Annotated in this window: 29 protein-coding genes; 12 read left to right on the forward strand and 17 right to left on the reverse strand. The window is 67.4% G+C overall.

From position 1 onward, the window contains the following. Window positions 1-17: 17 nt before the first annotated feature. Window positions 18-1,583 carry a D-alanyl-D-alanine carboxypeptidase gene (locus tag ACW172_RS16765; protein ID WP_492032572.1) on the reverse strand — a complete coding sequence of 522 codons (1,566 nt, stop codon included), beginning with the start codon at window positions 1,581-1,583 and terminating at the stop codon, window positions 18-20. A 354-nt stretch (window positions 1,584-1,937) separates the two neighbouring features. Here ACW172_RS16765 and ACW172_RS16770 point away from each other — a divergent pair, with 354 nt between their 5' ends. After that, the gene (locus ACW172_RS16770) at window positions 1,938-2,408 is read left to right on the forward strand and encodes a phasin family protein (protein WP_492032573.1); all 471 of its coding nucleotides are present in this window, start codon (window positions 1,938-1,940) and stop codon (window positions 2,406-2,408) included. A gap of 63 nt (window positions 2,409-2,471) precedes the next feature. On the opposite strand, the gene ACW172_RS16775 is transcribed toward ACW172_RS16770, so the two are convergent. The 5 genes from ACW172_RS16775 to ACW172_RS16795 form a co-directional block, all read right to left on the reverse strand. Continuing rightward, entirely contained in the window at window positions 2,472-2,993 is a 522-nt protein-coding gene (locus tag ACW172_RS16775; RefSeq protein ID WP_492032574.1) for a nuclear transport factor 2 family protein, read from the reverse strand. A gap of 130 nt (window positions 2,994-3,123) precedes the next feature. Next, window positions 3,124-3,840 carry a DUF4386 domain-containing protein gene (locus tag ACW172_RS16780; RefSeq protein WP_492032575.1) on the reverse strand — a complete coding sequence of 239 codons (717 nt, stop codon included), beginning with the start codon at window positions 3,838-3,840 and terminating at the stop codon, window positions 3,124-3,126. Between the two features lie 36 nt (window positions 3,841-3,876). Beyond that, on the reverse strand, window positions 3,877-4,323 hold the full coding sequence (locus tag ACW172_RS16785) for a hypothetical protein (RefSeq protein WP_492032576.1): 447 nt from the start codon (window positions 4,321-4,323) through the stop codon (window positions 3,877-3,879). Continuing rightward, the gene (locus ACW172_RS16790) at window positions 4,323-4,538 is read right to left on the reverse strand and encodes a hypothetical protein (RefSeq protein ID WP_492032577.1); all 216 of its coding nucleotides are present in this window, start codon (window positions 4,536-4,538) and stop codon (window positions 4,323-4,325) included. Before ACW172_RS16790 ends, ACW172_RS16785 begins: the two co-directional genes overlap by 1 nt. Before the next feature lie 10 nt (window positions 4,539-4,548). After that, window positions 4,549-4,863: an ArsR/SmtB family transcription factor gene (locus ACW172_RS16795; protein WP_492032578.1), complete on the reverse strand. Its 315-nt coding sequence runs from the start codon at window positions 4,861-4,863 to the stop codon at window positions 4,549-4,551. A gap of 220 nt (window positions 4,864-5,083) precedes the next feature. Here ACW172_RS16795 and clpS point away from each other — a divergent pair, with 220 nt between their 5' ends. The 3 genes from clpS (at window position 5,084) to ACW172_RS16810 (ending at window position 8,758) form a co-directional block, all read left to right on the forward strand. After that, complete coding sequence (gene clpS, locus ACW172_RS16800; RefSeq protein WP_207932384.1) at window positions 5,084-5,416, forward strand: ATP-dependent Clp protease adapter ClpS; 333 nt, start codon at window positions 5,084-5,086, stop codon at window positions 5,414-5,416. 12 nt (window positions 5,417-5,428) lie between these two features. Then, window positions 5,429-7,738, forward strand: coding sequence for an ATP-dependent Clp protease ATP-binding subunit ClpA (gene clpA, locus ACW172_RS16805; RefSeq protein ID WP_492032579.1), 2,310 nt, complete (start codon window positions 5,429-5,431; stop codon window positions 7,736-7,738). A gap of 141 nt (window positions 7,739-7,879) precedes the next feature. Further along, entirely contained in the window at window positions 7,880-8,758 is an 879-nt protein-coding gene (locus ACW172_RS16810; protein ID WP_492032580.1) for an intradiol ring-cleavage dioxygenase, read from the forward strand. A gap of 56 nt (window positions 8,759-8,814) precedes the next feature. Here ACW172_RS16810 and ACW172_RS16815 read toward each other — a convergent pair whose 3' ends face one another. Continuing rightward, window positions 8,815-9,123 (reverse strand): CsbD family protein, encoded by a 309-nt coding sequence (locus tag ACW172_RS16815; RefSeq protein WP_492032581.1) that lies wholly within the window; start codon window positions 9,121-9,123, stop codon window positions 8,815-8,817. Between the two features lie 128 nt (window positions 9,124-9,251). On the opposite strand from ACW172_RS16815, the gene ACW172_RS16820 reads away from it, so the two are divergent. From ACW172_RS16820 to ACW172_RS16830, 3 genes are all read left to right on the forward strand, one after another. Next, complete coding sequence (locus ACW172_RS16820; protein ID WP_492032582.1) at window positions 9,252-9,605, forward strand: phage holin family protein; 354 nt, start codon at window positions 9,252-9,254, stop codon at window positions 9,603-9,605. A gap of 3 nt (window positions 9,606-9,608) precedes the next feature. After that, window positions 9,609-10,184: a DUF4287 domain-containing protein gene (locus ACW172_RS16825; RefSeq protein WP_492032583.1), complete on the forward strand. Its 576-nt coding sequence runs from the start codon at window positions 9,609-9,611 to the stop codon at window positions 10,182-10,184. 78 nt (window positions 10,185-10,262) lie between these two features. Continuing rightward, entirely contained in the window at window positions 10,263-11,696 is a 1,434-nt protein-coding gene (locus tag ACW172_RS16830; protein WP_492032584.1) for a M20/M25/M40 family metallo-hydrolase, read from the forward strand. A 50-nt stretch (window positions 11,697-11,746) separates the two neighbouring features. Here the strand turns inward: ACW172_RS16830 and ACW172_RS16835 are convergent, their stop codons facing one another. Continuing rightward, window positions 11,747-13,051, reverse strand: coding sequence for a UDP-glucose dehydrogenase family protein (locus ACW172_RS16835; protein WP_492032585.1), 1,305 nt, complete (start codon window positions 13,049-13,051; stop codon window positions 11,747-11,749). A 163-nt stretch (window positions 13,052-13,214) separates the two neighbouring features. Between ACW172_RS16835 and ACW172_RS16840 the strand changes: the two genes are divergently transcribed. Beyond that, window positions 13,215-15,005 (forward strand): copper resistance system multicopper oxidase, encoded by a 1,791-nt coding sequence (locus ACW172_RS16840; RefSeq protein ID WP_492032586.1) that lies wholly within the window; start codon window positions 13,215-13,217, stop codon window positions 15,003-15,005. Further along, entirely contained in the window at window positions 15,005-16,054 is a 1,050-nt protein-coding gene (locus ACW172_RS16845; protein WP_492032587.1) for a copper resistance protein B, read from the forward strand. Before ACW172_RS16840 ends, ACW172_RS16845 begins: the two co-directional genes overlap by 1 nt. A gap of 19 nt (window positions 16,055-16,073) precedes the next feature. On the opposite strand, the gene topA is transcribed toward ACW172_RS16845, so the two are convergent. Next, window positions 16,074-18,737 (reverse strand): type I DNA topoisomerase, encoded by a 2,664-nt coding sequence (gene topA / locus ACW172_RS16850; RefSeq protein ID WP_492032588.1) that lies wholly within the window; start codon window positions 18,735-18,737, stop codon window positions 16,074-16,076. Window positions 18,738-18,893: 156 nt separating this feature from the next. On the opposite strand from topA, the gene ACW172_RS16855 reads away from it, so the two are divergent. Then, window positions 18,894-19,160 carry a hypothetical protein gene (locus ACW172_RS16855; RefSeq protein WP_492032589.1) on the forward strand — a complete coding sequence of 89 codons (267 nt, stop codon included), beginning with the start codon at window positions 18,894-18,896 and terminating at the stop codon, window positions 19,158-19,160. Between the two features lie 26 nt (window positions 19,161-19,186). Here the strand turns inward: ACW172_RS16855 and ACW172_RS16860 are convergent, their stop codons facing one another. The 7 genes from ACW172_RS16860 to ACW172_RS16890 are packed head-to-tail and all read right to left on the reverse strand — an operon-like array spanning window position 19,187 to window position 22,488. Continuing rightward, window positions 19,187-19,807 carry a dihydrofolate reductase family protein gene (locus ACW172_RS16860; protein ID WP_492032590.1) on the reverse strand — a complete coding sequence of 207 codons (621 nt, stop codon included), beginning with the start codon at window positions 19,805-19,807 and terminating at the stop codon, window positions 19,187-19,189. A gap of 12 nt (window positions 19,808-19,819) precedes the next feature. Next, window positions 19,820-20,227: a DoxX family protein gene (locus ACW172_RS16865; RefSeq protein WP_492032591.1), complete on the reverse strand. Its 408-nt coding sequence runs from the start codon at window positions 20,225-20,227 to the stop codon at window positions 19,820-19,822. Next, window positions 20,227-20,667, reverse strand: coding sequence for a VOC family protein (locus ACW172_RS16870; protein WP_492032592.1), 441 nt, complete (start codon window positions 20,665-20,667; stop codon window positions 20,227-20,229). The genes ACW172_RS16865 and ACW172_RS16870 overlap by 1 nt, the downstream gene beginning before the upstream one ends. Window positions 20,668-20,699: 32 nt before the next feature. Continuing rightward, window positions 20,700-21,119: a VOC family protein gene (locus ACW172_RS16875; protein WP_492032593.1), complete on the reverse strand. Its 420-nt coding sequence runs from the start codon at window positions 21,117-21,119 to the stop codon at window positions 20,700-20,702. A gap of 23 nt (window positions 21,120-21,142) precedes the next feature. Continuing rightward, complete coding sequence (locus ACW172_RS16880; RefSeq protein WP_492032594.1) at window positions 21,143-21,622, reverse strand: SRPBCC family protein; 480 nt, start codon at window positions 21,620-21,622, stop codon at window positions 21,143-21,145. 10 nt (window positions 21,623-21,632) lie between these two features. Next, window positions 21,633-22,151: an SRPBCC family protein gene (locus ACW172_RS16885; protein ID WP_492032595.1), complete on the reverse strand. Its 519-nt coding sequence runs from the start codon at window positions 22,149-22,151 to the stop codon at window positions 21,633-21,635. Next, the gene (locus ACW172_RS16890; protein WP_492032596.1) at window positions 22,135-22,488 is read right to left on the reverse strand and encodes an ArsR/SmtB family transcription factor; all 354 of its coding nucleotides are present in this window, start codon (window positions 22,486-22,488) and stop codon (window positions 22,135-22,137) included. Before ACW172_RS16890 ends, ACW172_RS16885 begins: the two co-directional genes overlap by 17 nt. A gap of 204 nt (window positions 22,489-22,692) precedes the next feature. Here ACW172_RS16890 and ACW172_RS16895 point away from each other — a divergent pair, with 204 nt between their 5' ends. Next, complete coding sequence (locus tag ACW172_RS16895) at window positions 22,693-23,304, forward strand: flavodoxin family protein (protein WP_492032597.1); 612 nt, start codon at window positions 22,693-22,695, stop codon at window positions 23,302-23,304. A gap of 59 nt (window positions 23,305-23,363) precedes the next feature. Next, window positions 23,364-23,894, forward strand: a complete 531-nt coding sequence (locus ACW172_RS16900; RefSeq protein ID WP_492032598.1) for a nuclear transport factor 2 family protein — start codon at window positions 23,364-23,366, stop codon at window positions 23,892-23,894. Window positions 23,895-23,914: 20 nt separating this feature from the next. On the opposite strand, the gene ACW172_RS16905 is transcribed toward ACW172_RS16900, so the two are convergent. Further along, window positions 23,915-25,699 (reverse strand): hypothetical protein, encoded by a 1,785-nt coding sequence (locus ACW172_RS16905; RefSeq protein ID WP_492032599.1) that lies wholly within the window; start codon window positions 25,697-25,699, stop codon window positions 23,915-23,917. Window positions 25,700-25,727 lie beyond the last annotated feature (28 nt).

The following is a 25,727-nucleotide window of genomic DNA, read 5'->3' on the forward strand; positions in this document are numbered from 1 at the left end:
GCGACCAAGGCAGCCGGTCACGCCCCCGGGCGGATCACCGAACAGGTGACGCGGCGGGCGGCCAGGGCCTCGCAGGCGTCCTCGGCCTTGGCCTGGGTCATGCCGGTGAAGCGCGAGCGGAACCAGCCGTCGTTGGACTGCACAGCACGCTCGGCGTCGGTGAACTGAGCGCGGAAGCGGCGGTTGACCTCGGTCAGCCAGTCCCGGGCGACGGACTCGCTGCGGAAGGCGCCGACCTGAACGGCCCAGCGGCCCGCCGGCGTGCGGGCCGGGGCGGCCGGACGCGTGGCGGCGGGAGGCGTGCGAGCAGGAGCGGTCGTGCGCGGCGCCGCGACCCCACCGTTCAGGGAGGCGGTCAGGCTGCCCGGATCATTGGCGACGGCGCGATTGTCAGTCCGGGGCGCCGGGGCGGGCGCCGGAACCGGCGGCGGCTGATTGGCGACGGCGGCGTAGCTGCGGGCGGTGCTCGGCAGGGGCGTTTCCGATCCGGCGACGTGGATCGGCGAGGAGACCGGCGCGGTCGGACGCGGCTGGGCGCGCGGAGGCAGGGCGGTATAGGCCACGGCGGTCGAGCCCTCGCCGTCCTCGTCGTCACGGACAGGCGAGCCGCGCTCGCCGTTCAGGGCGGCATAGGCGACCGGGCCGACGCCGTCGGTCATCCCCGTGCCGTCGACGCCGAAGCCGCGCTGTTCGAAGAAGGTCTGGGCCACCTGGATGGTCTCGCCCTGGGCCCGGCGGTTCTCGACCTCGAAGCCCGTGTTCATCAGCTCGGCGACATGGGCGTTGCGGGTGGCGCTGGAGCGACCGCCCATGACGATGACGATCAGCCGGCGATGGTTGCGCACGGCCGAGGCGGCGAGGTTGTAGCCCGAGGCGTTGGTGAAGCCGGTCTTGATGCCGTCATAGCCGTCGCCGCCCAGCAGCAGGCCGTTGGTGTTGCGGTACTCGCGGCCCTGGAAGGCCCAGTCGTGCAGGCCGAAGTAGCTGTAATACTGGGGGTAATCGCGCATGATGGCGCGGGCCAGGATGGCCAGGTCGCGGGCCGAGGTGACCTGGCGGCTGTCGGGCAGGCCGTTGGGATTGACGTAGTTGGTCTGGGTCATGCCCAGCTGACGGGCCTTGAGGGTGGCCATGGCCGCGAACCGGGCCTGGGAGCCGCCGACGTGCTCTGCCAGGACCATGGCCATGTCGTTGCAGGACCGGACCGTGGTGGCGCGCATGGCGTCGTCGAAGCGGATCGTCTGGCCGGCGGCGAGACCCAGTTTGGACGGCGGCTGGGAGGCGGCGAGGGGGGAGACGGTGACGACGTCGTCCAGCTTGACCCGTCCGGCTTCCAGAGCCTCGAACGTCAGATACAGGGTCATCATCTTGGTGACCGAAGCCGGATAGCGCGGGCTGTCGGCGCGGCGGGCGAACAGAACCTCGCCCGTCTGGGCGTCGACGACGATGGCGGCGTAGCGGGCGTTGTCCGACGACTGGGCCTCGACCATCGAGGTGATCGGCGACAGGGGCGAGATCGAGACGGCGGTCACCGCCAGAACAGCCATGACGCCGACGGCGATGCGACGGAAGAAAGCGGTCATCGGCAACCGAATAGCCTCGTAACTGTGACGTCCCTGTGGCCAGAGACGCAACGCGAATGTTGGGCGGCCCCCCGGCGCAATGGGTGAACCCTAGCATGCGATCTCGGGGTTTCGCGGTGGTTAACGAGGTCTCAACGGAGATTTGAACGTTTCGCCCGCGACGCGAAAGCTGAGCCGTTTTCGTCGTTTGTCAGGTTATCGCCGTTCATATTGTGCAGTGCACAAAAATCCTTGACCCGTGTTCGCACATGCACCATATGAGCCCTGTCGCGAGGGAGCATTCCGTCGCGAGAGCAATCAACACGGGTCCGTCGACACGAACGGGGCCCGATCACCGGGTTCAGGAGACTTCACATGGCCGACACCGCCGAAGCCGTCAAAAAGACCGTCGAACAAACCGCCTCCGCCGCCAAGGCACAGGCCGAGAAGGTTCAGACCGCGAGCGCCCAGGCGTTCAAGGACGGTCTGGAAAAGACCACCGCCTCGCTGACCGAGCTGGGCGCCCAGTCCAAGCTGAACCTCGACGCCGTGGTCGCCTCGACCACCGCCGCCCAGAAGGGCGCCGAGGCCCTGCAGGCCCAGGCCCTGTCGTACGGCAAGACCAGCTGGGAATCGGGCGTCGCCGCCGCCCAGTCGATGTCGAAGGCCCGTTCGGTTCAGGAGCTGATCGAACTGCAAACCAGCTTCACCAAGTCGGCCATGGAAATCTACATGTCCGAAATGACCAAGATGACCGAAACCCTGACTGCTTCGGTCAAGGACAGCTTCAAGCCGATCAACGAGCGCGTCACCGCCTCGGTCGAAAAGTTCCAGGCCGCCCGCTAAGGCGATCTCACGGTTCAGTAGCGTACCAGAAGGGCCCGGAGCGAAAGCTCCGGGCCCTTTTGTTTATTCCGGCGCGGAAGCCGCCGCATGGTCGATGCTGAAGGCGCGCGACAGCCGCCACTGGCCATCGGCGTCCAGCTTCCAGAACATCGAGAACCGCGCCCGCCCGACCAGCTTCTCCGGCCCGTCGCCCCGGCGCTCGTAGAAGAGGTGGGTCCCTTCCTCGACGGCGCCCGCGCCCGGGATGGCGTAGACGCGCATCGAACCGGGCACGAGTTCGCGGCGCGAGCGGAAGGCGTCGGGGGCCTTCTTCGCCTCGCAGCCCTTCTGGTAGTCCGCGACGAAGGCCGTCCGCGTCGACATCAGTCCGCCGCGGTCGTGGTAGAATTCGATGTCGTCGGTCACCAGATCGGCCAGGGCCGCCGGGTCGCAGTCGTCGAACATGACGCGGAACAGGACAGTGTCCCGATCCGCGATGGCGGTCGACAGGGCCGGCTCGCTCGGGACGGTCACGGCGGGCGTCGAGGCTGCGTCCTGACCGGGCAGGGCCAGCGCCAGGGCGAGAAGAAGAGCGGGAATGGTCATAGGTTCGTCTCCGCCATCGCAGTTCACGGCCAGACTCACGATGTGTCCGTGGGGCGCCGGAGTCCCGTGAATCTTTGGTCATGGCCGGCCTTGGGATCGAGCTGAGCGCGACCTCGGCCCGCAGCCACGCCTAGCCTCGCGCGATCGAGTCCTGACGCTCGTTCCATTTGCGGACGTTCACGCCCCGGATCAGCAGCCACAGGCAGAAGCTCGTCTCGCCCACCAGCACGGGCAGCAGGATGGCCGGGCTGAGCATGCGGGCGAACGACGGCGCCAGCAGTTCGGCGAACGAGGCGACGAGGTAGCAGAGGCCGGCGATCTGCATCAGGACGCCGATGAACCGGGGCAGATAGCCGGATCGCCAGATCAGCGTCCCGCTGACGAGGCAGGCCGCGCCGAAGAAAATCAGGGCGATGTTGAACGCCACGCCGTGGGCCGTCAGGGCGAAGGTCGCCATGGCTTCGGACAGGGCGCCGCCGGAACCGCCCGAGGCGAGCGGCACGACCATTAGCTGGAACATCTTGCTGACCGCCTCCACCGCGAGGGAGGCGAGGTTGAGCAGCAGGAACAGCAGGGCCAGCCCGCGTCCGGCCGGCCGGAGCAGCATGTATTCGATCCAGAGCTGGACCACGGCGATCAGGGGGATGACGAGGTTCGCCGCCAGACCCCAGGTCCAGAGGGAGGAGTGGGCGAGAATCGTCCGGATCGTTCCGGCGTCGTCGCCCGGAACCGTCACCGTGTTCATGACGATGCCCTCGGCGAGCGCCCCGGCCACGATGACCACGAGATAGATGGCGCCGGCGAGGCGGGCGTAGGCGAGCGGGCGGCTGCGGATGTCAAAGGGCATGAAACGGTCCGGATCGGGGAGGGCGCGGCGTCTGGCTCAGCGCCAGCGGTCGCCGCGCGCCGTGATGAAGAGGGAAACGACCCGGGGCCAGGGCGTCACGATGGGGAAGACGACGACCAGCAAACAGGCCGACAGGGTGGACCAGGCGCCGTCATCCATCCGGCCCTCGATCAGGCGCGGAACGGCGACGAAGCCCAGCCACAGCGCTTTCCAGAGCATCTCGAAGAACAGCAGCGGCAGCATGCGGACGGGGTAGCGCAGGCCGAGAACCGCCAGCAGGCCGATCGCGCCCAGCATGCACTGGACCACGCCTTCCATCAGCTCCCAGTCCGAATGGTTCGTCAGGATCCCGGGCCAGACCTGCACGCCCAGCCCCACGGCCAGCAGCAGATAGCCGGCGCGCAGTCCGTACAGTCGCCAGAGGGGCAGGGGCGCGTCTTCAGCGCCGGCGACGGGGCCGGGTGCGAGGGCGGCGTCGGTCACTATTCGACATCCTTGAGGATCTTCTCGATGCCCTCGAGCCGCGCCTGCATCTCGGCCAGGGCGGCGCGGGTGCTCTCGGCCAGGGCTCTGTAGGCCTCGTCCTGATCCGTCTTCGCCTTCGCCTGACGGATGATGGCCAGGTAGCGCATCCCGAACACCAGAAGGATGGTGCCGAGCGGCAGGCAGATCGTCAGGAGGTAGAGATGTTCCGACACGAATGGTCTCCTATTTTTCCGTCTTGGCCGTCAGGGAGGCGGCGGCGTCCACGATGGACCGGGGTGTGACTTCCAGATGGAAGGGGGCGATCTCGAAGTAGTTGAGCGCCTTGCCCTCCGACGAGAGTTCGAGGTGGCTCTTCACGAGGCCGGCTTCTTCCAGCTTGTTCAGATGCAGATGCAGCAGGGGGCGGCTGATGCCGATCTCCCGCGCCAGCTGGCTGACGTAGTTGCGTCCACCGGCTTGCAGGGCGGCGAGCACCCGCAGCCGGTGGGGGTTGTCCAGGGCGGACAGGACGGTCAGCAAACGATCACCCGGGGTCATAACGCATCCGCCCTTTCATGTGTAAGAAATACCTGACGCATGAAAGGTGTCAAGCAGCTTTTCGGATGCTCGAGCATTGTTGTGGGAGCCCGGCGGGCACGGCGGCGGGCGAGTTTCAGGGCCCTGAACGCTGTTCACGAAACCCGTGACTGGACGAGGCTTAAAAACCGTCGAACACTGCCTATCTAGTGTTTCGACTCCCCGAAACTCCGGAATGCGAATGCCGTCACAAAGGCCAGGCGATCAACAGGGTGGAGGCCTCGGCGCCACCACGATCACCGAAACAAAGCCCAAGCTTCAGAAGCCCTCGCTGTATCGGGTGCTGATCCTGAACGACGACTACACGCCCATGGAATTCGTCGTCTATGTGCTGGAGCGGTTCTTCCAGAAGAGCCGCGAGGACGCGACCCGCATCATGCTGCATGTGCACCAGCATGGCGTCGGGGTGTGCGGCGTCTTCACCTACGAAGTGGCCGAAACCAAGGTCGCCCAGGTGGTCGAGACGGCGCGCCGTCACCAGCACCCGCTGCAATGCACGATGGAAAAAGACTGAGAGGATCTCCCCATGCCCTCATTTTCACGTCCTCTCGAAGACACGCTGCAACGTGCCCTGGTTTACGCCAACGAGCGCCGTCATGAGTATGCGACGCTCGAGCACCTCCTGCTGGCGCTGATCGATGACCCCGACGCCACGGCGGTGATGTCCGCCTGCAACGTCGATCTCAAATCCCTCAAGACCGCCCTGACGCTCTATGTCGACACCGACCTGGCGGCTCTGGCCACCTCGGACGGCGACGACGCCAAGCCGACGGCCGGCTTCCAGCGCGTGATCCAGCGCGCGGTGATCCACGTCCAGTCCTCGGGCCGCGAGGAAGTGACCGGCGCCAACGTCCTGGTCGCCATCTTCTCCGAGCGCGAAAGCCACGCCGCCTACTTCCTGCAGGAGCAGGACATGACGCGGTACGACGCGGTCAACTTCATCGCCCACGGCATCGCCAAGAAGGCCGGGTCCGCCGAGGCCCGTCCGGCGAAGGGCTCGAGCCCTGAGGAGGCCGAGGACGCCGCCGCCGTCAAACAGGGCGGCGAGGCGCTGGAAGCCTATTGCGTCGACCTCAACGAGAAGTCGAAGAAGGGCAAGATCGACCCGCTCATCGGCCGTCACGCCGAGGTCGAGCGGGCCATCCAGATCCTGTGCCGGCGCACCAAGAACAACCCGCTGCTGGTCGGCGAGCCGGGCGTCGGCAAGACCGCCATCGCCGAAGGTCTGGCCCGCAAGATCGTCAATCACGAGGTCCCGGCCGTGCTGGAAGGCGCGACCATCTACAGCCTCGACATGGGCGCCCTGCTGGCCGGGACGCGCTATCGCGGCGACTTCGAGGAGCGGCTGAAGCAGGTCGTCAAGGAACTCGAGAACCACGAGAACGCCATCCTGTTCATCGACGAGATCCACACGGTGATCGGCGCCGGCGCGACCTCGGGCGGGGCGATGGATGCGTCCAACCTGCTCAAGCCGGCCCTGGCCTCGGGCAGCCTGCGCTGCATGGGCTCGACGACCTACAAGGAATACCGCCAGCATTTCGAGAAGGACCGGGCCCTGGTCCGGCGCTTCCAGAAGATCGACGTCAATGAGCCGACGGTCGAGGACTCGATCAAGATCCTGCGCGGCCTGAAGGCTTCGTACGAGAGCCACCACAAGCTGCGCTACACCGAGGCGGCCATCCGCTCGGCGGTCGAGCTGTCGGCCCGCTACATGACCGACCGCAAACTGCCGGACAAGGCGATCGACGTCATCGACGAGGCCGGCGCCTCGCAGATGCTGCTGGCCGAGTCGAAGCGGAAGAAGGTCATCGGCCAGAAGGAGGTCGAAGCCGTCATCGCCAAGATGGCCCGCATCCCGCCGAAGTCGGTCTCCAAGTCCGACGTCGAGGGCCTGCGCGAACTGCAGACCGACCTGAACCGCGCCGTCTTCGGTCAGGACGCGGCGATCGAACAGGTCTCCTCGGCCATGAAGCTGGCCCGGGCGGGGCTGCGCGATCCGCAGAAGCCGATCGGCTCCTTCCTGTTCGCCGGCCCGACCGGCGTGGGCAAGACCGAGGTGGCCAAGCAGCTGGCCTCGACGCTCGGCATCGAGATGCTGCGCTTCGACATGTCCGAGTACATGGAGCGGCACACCGTCTCGCGTCTGATCGGCGCGCCTCCGGGCTATGTCGGCCATGACCAGGGCGGCCTGCTGACCGACGCCGTCGACCAGCACCCGCACGCCGTGGTCCTGCTGGACGAGATCGAGAAGGCCCACCCCGACGTCTACAACATCCTGCTGCAGGTGATGGACAACGGGATGCTGACCGACGCGATCGGCAAGAAGGTCGACTTCCGCAACGTGGTCCTGATCATGACCACCAATGCGGGGGCCGCCGACAACGCCCGGGCCTCCATCGGCTTCGGCCGCGGCAAGGTCGAGGGCGAGGACGACAAGGCCATCCAGCGCCTGTTCGCGCCGGAGTTCCGCAACCGTCTGGACGCCATCGTCAGCTTCAAGCCGCTGCAGCCCGAGACCATCCGTCAGGTGGTGACCAAGTTCGTCCTGCAGCTGGAAGCCCAGCTGGCGGATCGCAACATCACCATCGAACTGTCGGACGACGCGGCCGACTGGCTGGCCAAGAACGGCTTCGACGAACTGTACGGCGCGCGCCCCCTGGGCCGGGTCATTCAGGAGAACATCAAGAAGCCGCTGGCCGACGACATCCTGTTCGGACGCCTCACGCGCGGCGGCCACGTCAAGGTCACCCTCAAGGACGGCAAGATCGCCTTCGACATCGCCTCGGCGAGCGGCGAAGCGGTCAAGGAAGCCGCCGACGAGGAACAGGCGGTTTAAGGACCGTCACAGGCTGAAAGCTGAAGGCCCCGGTGGAAACGCCGGGGCCTTTTTCCTTGTTTGTCTCCGGCGTTTCGGTGGTGAAACACGCGCGGCGCGTGGGGTCTTTATGGCTCGGCCCCGGATTGAAGAGAGTGCGCCGTGCCCCACGAAACGAAGATCAACATCGCCCTGTCGCGCAGAAGCGCCCTGACCGCCGGTCTCTTCGGAGGCCTCGCCGCCGTCGCCGGACCGGCTGGCGCGCGCACCACGACAGCCGCCGGGGAGGTCTGTCTGATCACGCCCCAGGCGACCCAGGGACCCTACTGGTTCGATCCGAATCTGGAGCGGGCCGACATCACCGAGGGCCGCAAGGGCCTGCCGCTGAGGATCGCCATCAGGGTGCTGGAGGGCGCGACCTGCGCGCCGATCAGGGACGCCCGCGTCGACGTCTGGCACTGCGACGCCCAAGGCGTCTACTCAGGCTACGAAGGGCAGGGGCCGACCGGTTCGACCAAGGGCGAGACCTTCCTGCGCGGGCATCAGCCGACGGGCGCCGACGGCGTCGCGACATTCCTGACCGTCTATCCGGGCTGGTATCAGGGGCGCACGCCCCATGTGCATGTGAAGGTCTTCCTCGATGAGGAAGGGACCACCAACGTCCTGACCTGCCAGCTCTTCTTCCCCGACGCGCTCAGCGAATGGCTGTTCTCGAACGCCCCCGACTATGTGCGCGGGGGCCAGACGCGCGACACCCTGAACCGCACCGACGGCATCGCCCGGGGGCAGGGGTATTCGACCTTCGGCGCCATCAGCGAACAGGCCGACCACTATGCGATGACCGTGACCCTCGGCGTCGATCGCGCGGCGCGGTCGGAGGAGGGCGGTTTCGGCCCCGGTGAACCGGGCGGTCCGCCGCCCGGAATGATGGGCCCGCCTCCCGGAGGCTTCGGCCCCGGCGGCGAAGGTGGCCCTCCGCATCAGCAGGTCCTGGCCGGCGCCGAACGGATCGCGGCCATCCTGCCGAAAGCCGCCTCCTGAAACGCAAAAGGCCCGGACGTCGCCGTCCGGGCCTTTCTCATGATCTCAGGCTGCGATCAGCGACGGCGGCGGCCCGCGCCGGCCAGCAGCAGGCCGATGCCCGCGACGATTGCCGTGGTCAGGAAGGGCTTCTTGCGCGCGAAGTCGAGGCCGACGCGAGCCGGTTCCTGCAGATCGCTCGGGGCTTTCTCGACCAGACCGTCCAGGCCGTCGATGACCTTGCCGTAGCCGTCGAGGTATTTGCCCTTCACCTGATCCAGCTTGCCGTCGAGCTGGAGCTTGGAATCGCCGGTCAGCTTGCCCAGACCTTCCTGCAGCTTGCCGCCGAGGTTTGAGAGGCCGCCGTTGATGCGCTGATCGGTCATGGGACTGTCCTTTGGGAGAGAGGGTTCGCACCCATAGTGCACGTGAACGGTCGCGGTTCCAGCGCCGGTGAAGACGCCACACAGGATCGGTGGCAGAGTATCCCCATCATCACAGACAGGCGTCCTCCATGCTGCGTTTCATCGCCCAGTTCCTCGTCACCGCCCTCGGCCTCTGGCTGGCCTCGCGGATCGTGCCGGGGGTCGGCTTCACCGACACCGGAACCCTGCTGCTGGCGGCCATCCTGCTGGGGGTCGTCAACGCCATCGTGCGGCCGATCCTGACGGTCCTGACCTTCCCGATCACCCTCATCACCCTGGGCCTGTTCCTGCTGGTGGTGAATGCGGCGATGATCGGTCTGGTGGCGGTGCTGCTGAACGGCTTTGTCGTCGATGGCCTGGCCGCCGGGATCGGGGCGGCGATCATCACCGGCATCGTCAGCTGGCTGGCCGGCGCCTTCATCGCCGACGGCAAGGGAGGCTGAGCCATGGCCGCTGTCCTGACCGAACGCCAGCAGAAGTGGTTCGCCACCGTCCAGGCGAATTTCGAGAAGAACACCGGCAAGCCCATGGCCACGTGGCTCGAGATCATGAAGACCTGCCCGGAGACCAAGCCTCGGGCCCAGATGGCCTGGCTGAAGGCCGAGCACGGCGTGGGCCAGAACGGCGCCGCCTTCATCCTCGACAGCATGAAGACGCAAGGGCAGGGCATGGGCTGGGACGAACCCGACCTGCGCGCCGCCCTGTGGAAGGAGCCGGGCTCACTTGCGGTGCTGGAGGCGGTCGAGGCCGTCGCCGGAAGGCTGGACGGCGTCATCTCGGGCCAGAGGAAGAGCTTCACCTCCTTCTCCCGCGCGGTGCAGTTCGCGGCGGCGCGGCCGCTGAAGGGCGGCGGCCTGCTGCTCGGCCTCAAGCTCGACCCCGCCGTCTCGCCGCGTCTGTCGCCGTCGGTGAAGAAGGAAAGCTGGTCCGAACGGCTGTCGGCCGTGGTTGAGCTGACCAGTGTGGATCAGGTCGACGCCGACATCGCGGCGCTGTTTGCACAGGCTGCTGACAACGGCTGACCCAAGCGGCGTTCCGGCGCCTTGCCGGACGCGGCTGAGCCGTTAGGGTCGCGCTTCCCGTTTGTCCGGAGTCGTCCCATGTCCCGCCTTCTGCTCGCCGCCAGCGCCGCCGCGCTCGCCTTCGCCGCCGCCCCCTTCGCGGCGTCCGCCCAGGACGAGGCGACCATCCGTCAGGCCGAGCAGCTGCGCGACAAGGCGATGTCGTCCAACGTCGCCCTCGACTACGTCACCCAGCTGACGACCCGCTTCGGGCCGCGCCCGGCGGGCTCGCATTCGGAACAGGCCGCCGCCGCCTGGGCCGCCGAATACCTGAAGGGCCTGGGCTTCCAGAACGTCCACATCCAGGAGTTCCCGCTGGTCGGCTGGGAGCGGGGCCAGGACAGCGGCTCGATCCTCGGCGACAATCCGCAACCGCTGGCCGTCGCGGCTCTGGGCCATTCGCCCGCCACGCCCGAGGGCGGGATCGAGGCCGAGGTGGTGCGCTTCACCAGCTTCGAGGCCCTGCAGGCCGTGCCCGACGGCTCCTTGGCCGGCAAGATCGCCCTCGTCGACGTGGGCCAGATGCACGCCATGCAGGACGGCTCGGGCTATGGTCCCCAGACGCGCATCCGCGGCGCGGGTCCCGATGTGGCGGCGAAGAAGGGGGCCGCGGCCTTCCTGATCCGCTCGGTCGGCTCCGACGACAACCGCCTGCCGCACACCGGCACGACCCGCTATGTCGACGGCAAGGTGGCCATCCCGGGCTTCGCCGTCTCCAACCCCGACGCCGACCAGATCGCGCGCCTGATCGCGCTAGGCCAGACGGTGCGGGTGCATCTGTCCTCGACCGCCCGCCTGTACGAGACCCACTCCCAGAACGTCATCGCCGACCTGCCGGGGCGGACGCGGCCGAACGAGGTCATCGTCCTGGGCTCGCATATGGACAGCTGGGATCTGGGCACGGGCGCCATCGATGACGGCGCGGGCGGGGCCATCACCCTCGCGGCGGCCAAGGCCATCGCGGAGAACGGCCAACGTCCCGAGCGCACCATCCGCGTGATCCTGTACGGCTCGGAAGAGGTGGCCCAGCCGACCAACACCGGCAACGGCGGCGGCGCCTATGTGCGTGAGCAGGGTGAGGCGAAGGTCGCTGACCACATCATCGCGGGCGAGAGCGACTTCGGGGCCGACCGCGTCTTCGCCTTCGCCCTGCCGCCGGGCTCGCAGGGCTCGGAGTTCCAGCGGATCGCGTCGCGCGTCCTCTATCCGATCGGCGTCCTGACCTCGGCGCGGCCGGAGACGGAGGGCGGTTCGGACGTCGGGCCCTTGGCCGAGGCGGGGGTGCCGGTGTTCGGCCTCAAGCAGGACGGGACCCGCTACTTCGACCTGCACCACACGGCCAACGATACGCTGGACAAGGTCGATCCGGCCCAGCTGAACCAGAACGTCGCCGCCTGGACGGCCCTGGTCTGGCTGATCGCCAATTCGAATGTGGAGTTCCGCTCGGCCATGCCGAAGCCGGCCGCGCAGTAAGGCTCGCGGCGGTCTGACCGGCCTGCGACAGGCCGGTCTGAGGGCTGGGCTCAGGCTCGGCCGATCGACGAGTATTTGAAGCCGCGGGCGCGCATGTCGTCCGGGCGATAGACGTTACGCAGGTCGACGACGGTCGGGGTCTTGAGTAGCAGCTTGACCTTGTCGAGGTCCAGGGCGCGGAACTGGTCCCACTCGGTCAGGATGACCAGGACGTCGGCGCCGGTGATGGCGGCGTAGGGGTCGTCCTTGAACTCGACGCCGGTCAGCATCTTGCCGGCCTCATGCATGCCTTCCGGATCGAAGGCCTGGACCGTGGCGCCGGCGGCGATCAGGGCGGGGACGACGTCCAGCGACGGGGCGTCGCGCATGTCGTCGGTGTTCGGCTTGAAGGTCAGGCCCAGGACCGCGACGGTCTTGTTCTTCAGATCGCCGTCCAGCGCCTTCTCGACGCGGCCGGCCATGGCCTTCTTGCGCGCGTCGTTCACGGCGACGGTGGTCTCGACCAGCCTGACCGGGGTGCCGGCGTCGCTGGCGGTGCGCACCAGGGCCAGGGTGTCCTTCGGGAAGCAGGAGCCGCCGTAGCCCGGGCCGGCGTGCAGGAATTTCGAGCCGATCCGGTTGTCCAGACCGATGCCGCGCGCGACCTGCTGGACGTTGGCGTCCACGGCCTCGCACAGGTCCGCCATCTCGTTGATGAAGGTGATCTTCAGCGCCAGGAAGGCGTTGGCGGCGTATTTGATCAGTTCCGAGGTGCGGCGGCCGACGAACAGCAGCGGGCTCTCGTTGAGGTTCAGCGGGCGATAGATCTCGGCCATGACGGCGCGGGCCCGGTCGTCCTCGACGCCGACCACGACCCGGTCCGGGCGTTTGAAGTCGTCGATGGCGGCGCCTTCGCGCAGGAACTCGGGGTTGGAGACGACGGCGAAGTCGGCGTCGGGGCGGATCTCGCGGATGATGCGTTCGATTTCGTCGCCTGTGCCGACCGGCACGGTCGACTTGGTCACCACGACGGTGAAGCCTTCCATCAGCTCGGCGACTTCCTTCGCCACCGCATAGACGAAGCTCAGGTCGGCGTGACCGTCGCCGCGGCGCGAGGGGGTGCCCACGGCGATGAAGACCGCGTCGGCGGCCTTGATGGCCTCGCTGCCGTCGATGGCGAAGGACAGGCGTCCGCCGGTGACATTGGTCTCGACCAGACGGTCCAGGCCGGGCTCGTAGATGGGCATGATGCCCTGGTGCAGGCGCTCGATCTTGCCCGCATCCTTGTCGATACATGTAACGTCGTGGCCGAAGTCGGCGAAACAGGCTCCGGACACGAGGCCTACATAGCCGGTGCCGATCATCGCAATACGCATCGAGACTTCCCCTCCAGAGACATCAGGGACTTAGCCCGACCGGTTTTGCAGTGCAACAAACTGGCCATGGAGGACACGGTCAAGGTGCGTTACGTCCCATGTCAGGGACACGCTAGGATACCCCGTCGGGTTTCGGCCCGTCGTTTTGAACAAGGCTCGTGAATTGGCGTCTCCTGCTGGTCTGAATCGTCGTGCGGCTCTTCGAGGAGGGCTGCTGGGCGGCGGTCTCCTCGCGCTTCAGGGCGTAACGCCGGCTTGGGCGAGGACGATTTCGGCCGGCTCGATGCGCGACACGTCGGCGCAGGGGGCGTCCCGGGATGGCACGCTGACCGGCCCGGACGTCGCCCTGAGCATCGGGCATCAGATGTTCTCGGCCGGCGGCAAGACGGCCCATGCGGTCACCGTCAACGGCAGCCTGCCGGGCCCGCTGATCCGGCTGCGCGAGGGCCAGACGGCGCGGCTGTCGGTGACCAACACCCTGGACGAGGATACCTCCATCCACTGGCACGGCCTCTTGCTGCCCTTCCAGATGGACGGGGTGCCGGGGATCAGCTTCCCGGGAATCAAACCGCGCGAGACCTTCGTCTATGAGTTCCCGGTCCGCCAGCACGGGACCTACTGGTATCACAGCCACTCCAACATGCAGGAGGCGATCGGCCTCTACGGCCCGCTGATCATCGACCCCCTGACGCCCGATCCGGTCGAGCACGACCGCGAGCATGTGCTGGTCCTGTCGGACTGGAGCGCCCTTCATCCGCACCAGATCCTCGACCGGCTGAAGAAGAGCCCCGGCTATTTCAACCGCCAGCGTACGACGCTTGCCGGGCTGATCGACGGCTCGGACCGGATGAGCCTGGAGGAGCGTCGGATGTGGGGTTCGATGCGGATGGACCCGCGCGACATCCTCGACGTCAACGGGACCACCTACGCCTATCTGATCAACGGCCATGCGACGGATCAGAACTGGACCGGCCTGTTCCGCGCAGGGGAGCGGGTGCGGCTCAGGATCATCAATGCCTCGGCCATGTCGATCTTCAACTTCCGCATTCCGGGCCTGCCGATGACGGTGGTGGCGGCCGACGGCTGCGACGTGCGCCCGGTGGAGACCGACGAATTCCAGATTTCGGTCGCCGAGACCTATGACGTCATCGTCCGCCCGACGGAGGACCGCGCCTTCGCCCTCGTCGCCGAGGCCATCGACCGGTCGGGCATGGCGGTCGCGACGCTCGCGCCCCGCGCGGGCATGCGCGCGGAGGCGCCGCCGCTGAGGCCGGTTTCGAACCTGACCATGAAGGACATGGGGATGGGGGGCATGGCCGGGATGTCCGGCATGGATCACTCCGGCATGAGCGGGATGGATCACGGCGCCATGGCCGGGATGGACCACTCGCCCGGCGCCATGCGCGATCCGGACAATGCGCCGGCGGAGATGGCGGTCGGCGTCGGGGTCGACATGATCGCGCCCGATCCCGCCAACAGGCTGGGCGAGCGGCCGCTTGGGCTTCAGGACGTCGATCACCGGGTGCTGGTCTATACCGACCTCGTCGCCCTGACCGCGAACCGGGACCAGAGGTCGCCGTCGCGGTCGCTGGAAATCCATCTGACCGGAAACATGGAACGGTTCATGTGGGGCTTCGACGGGCGCAAATTCTCGGAGCTGGTCGAGCCGATCCGGTTCGAGCGCAACGAGCGGGTGCGGGTGACCCTGGTCAACGACACCATGATGTCCCACCCGATCCACCTGCACGGCCATTTCTTCGAACTGGTCACCGGCGGGCCGCGCGGGCGTCAGCCGCTCAAGCACACGGTCAATGTGGCGCCGGGCTCGAAGGTGACGCTCGACCTGACCGCCGACGCGCCCGGTGACTGGGCCTTCCACTGCCACCTGCTGATGCACATGCACGCGGGGATGTTCAACGTCGTGACCGTGCGGCCGCTGGAGGGGGAGGCCTGATGCGCGCTCTGCTTCCGATCCTGCTGCCGCTGGCGGTCGCGACGCCTGCGCTCGCCCAGACGGCTGATCCCCACGCGGGTCACGACATGTCGGCGATGGGGCAAGCCGCACCCGCGAAGCCCGCAGCCGATCCTCATGCGGGCCACGATATGAGCGGCATGACGATGACGCCCGCACAGCAGGGGCCGGCCCGGACACCGCCCGTCGATCCTCACGCGGGCCACGACATGTCCGCGATGAGTATGCCCGGGATGACGATGGGCCCGCCCGATATGCCGACCAGCGCCGATGACGCCGGACGCCCGCCGCGCCAGCCGACGCCCGCCGCGGCCCTGGCGAGCCCCGCCCACGCCGCCGACCGCTTCTTCGACCCGACCGCCATGGCGGCCGCGCGTGACGCCATGCTGGCCGAGAACGGCGATGTTCGCACGACGGGGATTGTCATTGACCGGCTGGAGGCCGGGTTCGGAGACGGCCACACGACATACCTCTGGGACGCCCAGGGCTGGACCGGGGGCGATATCAACCGCCTCTGGTGGAAGTCGGAGGGGGAGGGCGGTGCGAAGCTTGAGGAGGCCGAGGTTCAGGCCCTGTACAGCCGCGCCATCCGGCCCTTCTGGGATCTGCAAGCGGGGGTTCGACAGACCTTCCGGCCCGATCTGAGGGACACGACCGACCTCGTGATCGGCGTGCAGGGTCTGTCGCCCCACTGGTTCGAGATCGACGCCGCCGCCTTCCTGTCGACCGAGGGCGACCTCTCGGCCCGGATCGAGGCGGAGTACGACCAGAGGCTCACGCAGAAATGGATCCTGCAGCCGCGCGCCGAGGTCACCCTGGCGGCGTCGGACGTTCCCGAGATCGAGGTCGGTTCGGGCCTGTCCTCGCTCCAGCTGGGCCTGCGCCTGCGCTACGAGATCCGCCGCGAGTTCGCCCCCTACGTCGGCGTCGAATGGACTCGTCGTCTCGGCGAGACGCGCGACCTCGTCGAGGCCGGGGGCGGGGAGGCGGACGACGTGCGCGTCGTCGTCGGCCTCAGGGCCTGGTTCTAGCCCCTTCCCGCCGTCCGGATCAGTCCTCGGCGGCGGCTTTCCTGGCGGCCGGCTTCCTGGCCGGAGCCTTCTTCGCCGCAGGCTTCTTCGCAGCCGCCTTCTTGGCCGCGGGCTTCTTCTCGGCGGCCGCTTTTGGAGCAGCCTTTTTCGCCGGCGCCTTCTTGCCCTTGGACGGGGCGGCGGCGGCGCGGGCGGCCAGCAGCGGCAGGGCGACTTCCAGCGTCAGATCCTCGGGCGCCGTGCCCTTGGGCAGGGTGGCGTTGATCTTGCCCGACTTCACATAGGGACCGAAGCGGCCGGCCATGACGTGGATCGGCTCGCCCGTCTCCGGGTGGGCGCCCAGGTCCTTGAGCGGGGCCACGGCCGCGCCGCGACCGGCGAACTTGCCGGCCCGCTTCTCGGCCAGCAGCACGACCGCGCGGTTCAGCCCGATCTCGAACACCTCCTCGATATCCGCGACATTGGCATAGGTCCCGGCGTGCAGGACGAACGGCCCGTAGCGGCCCAGACCCGCCGTGATCAGCTTGCCGTCCTCGGGGTGGACGCCCACCTCGCGCGGCAGGGCCAGCAGGCGAAGGGCCTGGTCCAGCGTCAGGGACGCGGGGCTCCAGCCCTTGGGCAGGGACGAGCGCTTCGGCTTGTCCGCTTCCGGCGGGGTGGTTTCGACATAGGGGCCGAAGCGGCCGATCTTGAGGTGAACCGGCTGGTTGGTCTCCGGGTCCAGACCCAGTTCGCGATCGCCGCCGTCCGCCGCCGCTTCCGAATCCGGAGAGGCCACCGGGCGGGTGTATTTGCAGTCCGGATAGCGCGAACAGCCGACGAAGGCGCCGAAACGGCTGGTCTTGAGGCTCAGCTGACCGATGCCGCAGGTCGGGCAGGCGCGCGGGTCCGAACCGTCCTCCTTCTGCGGGAAGATGTGCGGCCCGAGCGACTCGTTCAGGGCGTCGAGGATAGCCGTGGTGCGCAGCTCGCCGGCGGCGGCGGTCGCGACGTGGAAGTCCGACCAGAACTCGCGCAGCAGCACCTTCCAGTTCAGATCGCCGGCCGACACCTCATCGAGCCGGGTCTCCAGCGCCGCGGTGAAATCGTATTCGACCCATTTGCGGAAGAACTGTTCCAGGAAGGCCGTCACCAGCCGTCCCTTGTCCTCGGGATAGAAGCGGTTCTTGTCGGTGCGGACGTATTCGCGGTCGCGCAGGGTCGTCAGGATCGAGGCATAGGTCGAGGGTCGGCCGATGCCGAGCTCTTCCAGCTTCTTGACCAGGGTCGCTTCCGAGAATCGCGGCGGCGGCTCGGTGAAGTGCTGCTCGGTGCGGATCGCCTCAACCTTGGCCTTGGCGCCTTCCTTCAGCGTCGGCAGGCGGGTCGAATCGTCGTCCTCGTCCGTCTCGGCGCCCTTCTGCTTCTCGTCGCGGCCTTCCTCATAGACGGCCAGGAAGCCGTCGAAGGTGACCACCTGGCCGGTGGCGCGCAGGGCCGTCTGACCGTCTGAGGTTTCGACGTCGACCGTCGTTCGGTCGAGGCGTGCGGCCTCCATCTGGGACGCGACCATACGCTTCCAGATCAGCTCATAAAGCCGCTGCAGGTCGCCATCGAGACGCAAGGAGTCGGGGTGACGCGCGATATTGGTCGGACGGATGGCCTCGTGCGCTTCCTGGGCGTTCTTGGCCTTGGTCTTGTAGTAGCGCGGCTCGGCGGGGACGAAGGCGGGGCCGAACTGGCCGGCGATGACTTCGCGCGCCTGGGCGATGCCTTCGGGCGTCGTCTGGACGCCATCGGTCCGCATATAGGTGATCAGGCCGCCGGTCTCATCGACGCCTTCGTACAGCTTCTGGGCCGCCTGCATGGTGCGCTGGGCGTTGAAGCCGAGCTTGCGCGCGGCCTCCTGCTGCAGGGTCGAGGTGGTGAAGGGCGGGGAGGGGAAGCGGCGGACCGGCTTCTTCTCGATCGACTTGATGGTGAAGTCGCCGGCGTTGATCGCATCGCGGGCGGCGAAGGCCACCGCCTCGGACGGGATGTCCAGGCGCTGGATCCGCTTGCCGGCGTGCTTGACCAGACGGGTCGTGAACGGCGGGCTGTCGGCGGCCAGATCGGCCTCGACGGACCAGTATTCCTGGGCCTTGAACCGCTCGATCTCCATCTCGCGGTCGACGACGATGCGCAGGGCGACCGACTGCACCCGGCCGGCCGAGCGGGCGCCGGGCAGCTTGCGCCACAGCACCGGCGACAGGGTGAAGCCCACCAGATAGTCCAGGGCGCGGCGGGCCAGATAGGCTTCGACCAGCTCCATATCGATCTGGCGCGGCGCCGCCATGGCGTCCAGCACGGCCGACTTGGTGATGGCGTTGAAGGTCACGCGCTCGACGTGGGTGTCCTTGAGCGCCTTCTTCTTGTTCAGGACCTCGAGCACGTGCCAGCTGATCGCCTCCCCTTCGCGATCCGGGTCGGTGGCCAGGATGACGCGGTCGGCGCGTTTGGCCGCCTCGGCGATTTCGGACATGCGCTTGGAGCCCCGGGCGTCGACCTCCCATTCCATGGCGAAGTCGTCGTCGGGTTTGACCGATCCATCCTTCGACGGCAGGTCGCGGATATGGCCGTAGGAGGCCAGAACCTCGTATCCGGAGCCGAGGTATTTATTGATGGTCTTGGCCTTGGCCGGGCTCTCGACGATGACGAGGTTCATTACAGCGCAGTCTGTTGGGGAGGGCGCGAACGTGGTTGGCGCCGGGCGGCGTGTCAATCATGAGCCGTTGGGCGAATACAACTTCCCGGAAAGGTTGCAATCTTACCTTAAGTTGTATTCACTGGGGCGGTTAACCGCGATTCACAGGATCGACCCATGTCGCACGTCGTCAGGCCGAGCGAACATCCGAGCGAACAGACCCGCCGCAAACCGCGCTCCGAGCCGCCGGCAGCGGAGACCGCAGAGGACTATCCGGTGCGTGAATACATCGGTGGCATGTGTATGGAGCTGGCCCAGATGGCCCGCTGGGACGGGGACGAGCGGCTGGCCGTCCTGCTCGAAACGGCGGCCGCCCGCTCGCATGAGCCCCGGCCAGACCGTTCCGAAATCGGGACGGTCGAGCGGGTGGCCCGCCGGGCCTGACAGCGGCGGGCAGAAGACGGGGGCGGTCAGCCTTCTCCGACCGTCCCCGTCTTCACCTCGCCCGAGCGGCGATAGAGTGTCGAGATGACGCCCGAACTCGTCGTCTCGCTCTTCTCCAGCGCGAAGCCGCCCGGTTTGGACAGGCCGTCGAACCAGCGTTTGCCGCCGCCCAGCACGAGGGGGAAGATCATCAGCCGCAGCTCGTCGACCAGGTCGTGGGCCAGCAGGGCGTGCAGCAGGACGCTGGAGCCTTGGGTCAACAGGTCCGGACCGTCGCCCTGTTTCAGCTCCGCGACCCGGGCGGGCACGTCGCCCGTCAGCGCCACGGAGTTCATCCACTCCAGACTGTCCGGAGAGGAGGTGGCCACATATTTGGTCACCCGATTGAACAGCGGCCCGATCGGATGCTCCTGATGCACCGGCCAGTAGCCGGCGAAGATGTCATAGGTCTTGCGGCCCAGCAGCAGGTCGAACGGCTCGGTCTCGGTCTTGCCGAAGACGCCCATGAAGGGGTCGGCGTCCTCGGTCCAGAAGGGGGCGGTCCAGCCGCCGTAGGCGAAGCCGCCGGCCGGATCCTCCTCGGGCCCGCCGGGAGCCTGCATCACGCCATCGAGGCTGACGAAGGCGGCGCCGATCAGTTTTCTCATCGGGGTATCTCCTCAGATCGCCGTCGCGGCGCGACGGAAGGGGAACAGGGCGCGCAGGGCCGGATCGCGCAGCCAAAGCCCGGCCCACATGATCAGGCCCAGGTAGAGACTGAACAGCTGGTGGCTGAACAGGGGCGCATCGACCCTGACCTGGGTGGCCATGGCCCCGCCCAGCAGCCCCATCATCACCACGGCGCCGAAGACGCTGGTCCGCGGATAAACATAGAGCACGACGCAGGTCAGCTCGATCAGGCCGATCGGAAGAACCCAGGCCCGCGACCAGCCGACCTGCTCCAGCGTGTCCCCGGCGACGGCCATGCCCGTAAGCTTGGGCAGGACCGAGGCGCCGAGCATGAAGAGGACGAACAGGGCGCTGAGCACGCGCCCCGTCCAGACCATCGGGGAAGCTTTCAGCGACATCAGACGGCGCCCGGCTTCCAGTCCGCGGACGGATTGGTGTTGATCATCCACGGGATGCCGAACTTGTCGGTGAAGGAGCCGTATCCCGGCGACCAGAAGGTCTCGCCGAAGGCCATGCCGACCTTGCCGCCCTCGGACAGGGCCTCGAACACCCGCTTGGATTCCGCCACGTCGTCCGAGTGGAAGGTGACGTCGAAGCCGTTCTTGGGCTTGTCGATGTTGGGGGCGAACTCGGGCGGCATGTCGGCGCCCATCAGGGCCTGGCCGTCGATCTCGAGCCAGCCGTGCATCAGCCAGTCCTTGTATTTGGCGTCGATCGGCATATCGGGCGGGCCGTCGCCGAACGGGAAGGCGCGGATCTCTCCGCCCAGGACCGACTGATAGAACTCAAAGGCCTGACGGCATTGGCCCGAGAAGCTCAGGCTGGTGACCAGTTTCATGACGGCGTCTCCTCTTTATGTTTTGGGGGTGATCAGGCGGTCGGCGCGACGACATTGGTCATCCACGGCACCCCGAACCGGTCGGTGAAGCCGCTGAAGCCGGGAGCGCAGTCATTGACGCCGAAGGGCATCTCGACCTGGCCGCCTTGCGACAGGCCCTCGAAGACGCGCCGCGCCTCCTCGACCGTGTCGAAATGCAGGGTGATGTCAAAGCCGTCCTTGGGCTTGTGCATGTCCGGCGCATGGTCCGGATGCATGTCCGAGCCCAGGATCGCCTGATCCCCGACCTGCAGCCAGCAGTACATCAGCTTGTCCGCGACCTCGGGCGGCCCGTCGGGGAAGGCTTCGCCGTAGCGGATGGCGGTGGTGATCTCCCCGCCCAGAACCTTCGCATAGAAGTCGAAGGCCTCGCGGCAGGTCCCGGGCAGGCTTACGCTGGTCACGATCTTCATCACGGCGTCTCCGGTAGGGAATGTCAGTCGGGGTTGGCGGCCAGCCAGGCCTCCAGTCGGTCGACGGTCGAGGTCCAGCCGTGTTTGTGGCCGGTCAGGCTCTGCTCGGACTTCAGCCCCTCGTGGGTGAAGTCCATGACGGTCTTGCCGTCGGCGGTCTCGTCGAAGTCGACGGTGACCTGGGTGTCGACCGGCGGGCCGTCCTCGTGGCTCTCGTCCCACTTGAAGGTGAAGGCCAGGCGGCGCGGGGCCTCGATCTCGGTGTAGATCCCGCCCTGCCACAGGTCCTCGCCCGTCTTCGGCGAGCGCAGGCAGATGCGCCAGGCGCCGCCCACGCGGAAGTCGCACGTCGCCGACACCGCCGGCCATTCCACCGGTCCCATCCACAGGACGAGGACCTCGGGGTTCGACCAGGCCCGCCAGACCAGCTCACGCGGCGCGTCGAAGGTTCGGCGCATCTTCAGGGTCGGTCTGGCGGGGGCTTCGGCGACGGCGAGGTTCATGGCTCTGGCCTCAGAGGGTCTTCACGAGTTCGGCCAGCTGGTCGGCAACCTGGCCCCAGCCATCGTGGAAGCCCATCTGCTCATGCTGCTTCATGGTGGCTTCGTTCCAGTGGCTGGCCGTGGCCTTGTACTTCGTCTTGCCGTCCGCCGTCGGCTCCATCTCGATCCGCGCCGTCATGAAGGGTTGGCCGGCGGGCTTCCACTCGGGGGTGAAGGCGTCGGTGGTGATCAGGCGCCGGTTCGGCACCACCTCAAGGAAGACGCCGCTGTTCGGGAAGACCTCGCCGTTCGGCCCGTGCATGGTGAAGTTGAAGCGCCCGCCGGCGCGCGGCTCGACGACGGCGTCGGTGATCGTCCACGGCTTGGGCGAGAACCACTGGGCCAGGATCGTGGCGTCCGTATAGGCCTTGAAGACCTTCTCCGGCGGGGCGTCCAGAACGCGCTCCAGCACCAGGTCGAAGGCGTGGGCCGCGCCGTCGGTGTCGCAGGGGTTGTCGTTGGGGTGGGCGGCTTCAGTTTCGCTTGCCATCGTCTTTTCCTTTCTGAACGTTACGCAGATAGTCTTCCAGGCGGTCGAAGGACTTGTCCCAGTACCGGCGGTAGTGCTCGATCCATTCGAAGACGCTCTTCAGCGCCATCGGCTCCAGTCGGGCGGGGCGCCACTGGGCCTCGCGGCCGCGCGAGATCAGCCCGGCCTTCTCCAGCACCTTCAGATGCTTCGACACCGCCGGCAGGCTCATGTCGAACGGTTCCGCCAGTTCGTTGACGCTGGCCTCACCCTCGGTCAGCCGCGCCAGGATGGCCCGACGGGTCGGGTCGGCCAGGGCCGCGAACTTCGCATCCAGAGGATCGGGTGTGGGCGCCATCGTCCGTCTTCAAATCTAACCTGATGGTTAAGTACGCCTCGTTGAAATAGCTGTCAACCGATCGGTTAAATAATCTCTTCGCCACGAAGTGGGGAGGGGACCGCCCGCCGCCCGACGGGTGGTGGAGGGGGCCTTCAGCCCCCTTCCGAACAATGGAACGGGCCGGCCGTTCGACGGTTCATCCAGCCCCACCGGAGCGCACCCATGAAGGCCGTCGTCCTCAACTGCACCCTCAAGCCCTCGCCGGAGACCTCCAGCACCGAGGCTCTCGCGAAGGTCGTCATCGCCGAGCTGGAGAAGGGCGGGGCGGAGACCGAACTGGTCCGCCTGGTCGACCTGAACCTCAAACCGGGCGTCGAGAGCGACATGGGCAAGGGCGATGACTGGCCCAAGGTCGATGCGAAGCTGAAGGCCGCCGACATCGTGGTCTTCGCCACCCCGACCTGGCTGGGCCAGATGTCCAGCGTCGCCCTGCGCGCCCTCGAACGCATGGACGCCTGGTTCGCCGAGACCGACGACAGCGGCCGCCCGGTCGCCTTCGGCAAGGTCGCGGGCATCGTCATCACCGGCAATGAGGACGGCGCCCACCACATCGTGGCGACCATCAGCCAGGGCCTGATCGACATGGGCTTCACCATCCCGGCGCAGAGCTGGACCTATTGGCACCTCGGCCCCGGACCCGGCCCCGACTATGTCGAGACCGATCAGGGCCACGACTACTCCGACCGCGTCGGCCGCAACGCCGCCCGGAACCTGCTGGCCATGGCCAAGGTCCTGAAGCCGGAGACCTATCCGGTTCCGGAGAGCGGCGAGTAGGGTTTGCCGTCCGGCGCGGCGACGCCTAGGAAGGTGCGTACAAACCGGGAACTGCCGCCATGTCCGTCATCGCCCTCGCCCTCGCCATCGCCCTGCAGGTGGGGCCGCCCGATGCGGCCATGGTCCCGGCGCCGCCGACCGCAGCCGACGTCCAGCGCGATCAGGCGACCCTGGCCGAGGTCAACGCGGTCATCGACACCATGCATGAGGCGGCGTCGCGCGCCGACGGCCCGACCTACTTCGCCCAGTTCGCCCCTTACGCCCGCTTCATCGGCACCGACGCCGGCGAGCACTGGACCCTCGAGCAGTTCCGCGCCTATGCCGAGCCCTACTTCGCCCAGGGCAAGGGCTGGACCTATCACCCGCACGACCGGACGGTGATGTCGGTCGGCGACGTCTTCTTCTTCGACGAGAAGCTGACCAACGCCGGCTATGGCGAGCTGCGCGGCTCGGGCGTCCTGCTGCGCGACACCGACGGCCGGTTCAGGATCCAGCAGTACGTGCTCAGCTTCACCGTGCCCAATGAGGCGGCGGATCGTGTGGTCGCCGTCATTCGTGATGGTGGCCGGCCGGGATCATCACCTCGCTGACTGACAGGCCGGCTTCCCGTTCAGTCGACGCAGTCCTTGCCCGCATAGGTGACCTTGTCAGCGGGCGTCATGGCCCGAATCCGCAACGATCGGGCCTGGGTTCCCAGGCCCGGAACCTCCACAAAGGTCATCTGGACAAGGTAGGAGTCGGTCAGGCCGCTGAACTTCGCCAGCGCCCAGCCGTCGAAGGGCGTGGAAGTCGTCTTGTCATAGGCGCCGAAGCAGGTCGCCTGAAGGGATTTCAACGCGCTGGCATTGACCTGACCCCGCCCGAACCCGGCTTCCTCTTCGGTCAGCGCAACCGCCAGGTCCGGGAAGAGGCCGAGGGGGACATCGATGTTCAACGGGCTGACGAAGCTGCTGGCGATCTCGGCCCGACCTTCGACGGTCGGCAGTTTCCACTGCCTAGCCATCTGGGTCATTCGGGCGATCCTTGCCTGAGGCGGAATGGGGGGCTCCACCATGATCGTAAGCCCGTAACGTTCCTTCCAGATCGGCATGAACGAGTTGACGCATTGCATCTCGCCGACCTGGAACCGTCTGAATACGTCCGCGCGATAGAGTTGGTCGTACACGATCAAGGCTGTGTCGGTCTGGTTAAGCCGGAAGTACTGGTCGCTGCGCAAGGCCTCGCTCAAATCCTGACACGCCCGGTTGACCCGCTCGGCGGGGGTGGGACTGGAGGCGGACGCGGCGGGGTCGAGGTCGGCCAAGGCGCGTGGCACGCCCTGTTCGGCAAGGATATTGTTGAGCCGTTTGGACGGGGCGGAACCGACCTTGGGTATCACCACGATATTGCCGGCCCAGTTGCCGGCGCCAGGCGCATACTGGGGGGTGATGACGTCGGGGACTTGCAGGCCACCAGCCGTGATCGCGCGCAGCCGTCGGGTGATCTGGGACTGAACGACCCCGAGCTTGACCTCGATCTTGTAGAGGGAACGGGCCCCCTGACTCCACCCGGTCTCAAAGGTCGCCGTCGACAGGCCGCCCGGGGCGAAGGCGAGGGGGGCGACGGTCGAAACCGTGACGTCATCCGAGAAGTAGTCCGACACGAATGTCTGGCTCTTTGTCAGGGCGTCGAAGACGACCGCATTGGCCAGGCCGTTGATGACCCATCCCGACCCGCCGGCGGCCGCGACCGCTTCGCCTCCGGCTCGGGCGATCTGCGCGGCCTGGAACGTGACATCGTCGGTGCGGCGAATGCGGAACCGCACATTGACCGTCGGCGCGCCGTCGTCGAGGGCGAAGGCTGGCGTGATCTGTGTGTCCTGCAGGGCTGCGCCATCGGTCTCGACGTTGACCACATTGCCCTTCTTCTGGACGATCACCAGCGGCCGTTCGGCGAGGGGCGTCACGCCGCCTGCGGTGTGAATTTCGATGATGATCGAGATCTGGGCCGTGAACTCAGGGGTCCCGAAGATCCGGTAGAGGAAGTCGCCGAGCGACTTCTTTGAGGTGGCGTCAATGGCCATGTCGAGCGTCGTGGCGGAGACGAAGCCGTAGTAGTTGCTCAGATTGTCATTGGCCTGCAGGCCGGTGATCGTGGTGCCGGTGCGGCAAAGGCGGACGGCGTCTGCGGCCGCGCCGTTCGAGGTTCGTGTGATGGTGCAAGTCGCCCCGGCCGGCGCGGTGGGTGGGACGGGCACCGCGGGCGCCGAGGCGGGCGCGGCCGGAGCCGTAGCGGTCGAAGCCTGGATGGTCGGGGCGGCCGAGCCGGAGATGTCGGCGGCCTCGCCGGCGCCTGTGCCTGCACATCCCAGCATCAGGACGGCGCTTGCACTTACAGCAATCCACTGTCTAGTCACGCCTGCCCTCCCGGTTTGCAAGATCGTC

Source organism: Brevundimonas sp. ALps5 (genome assembly GCF_058681645.1).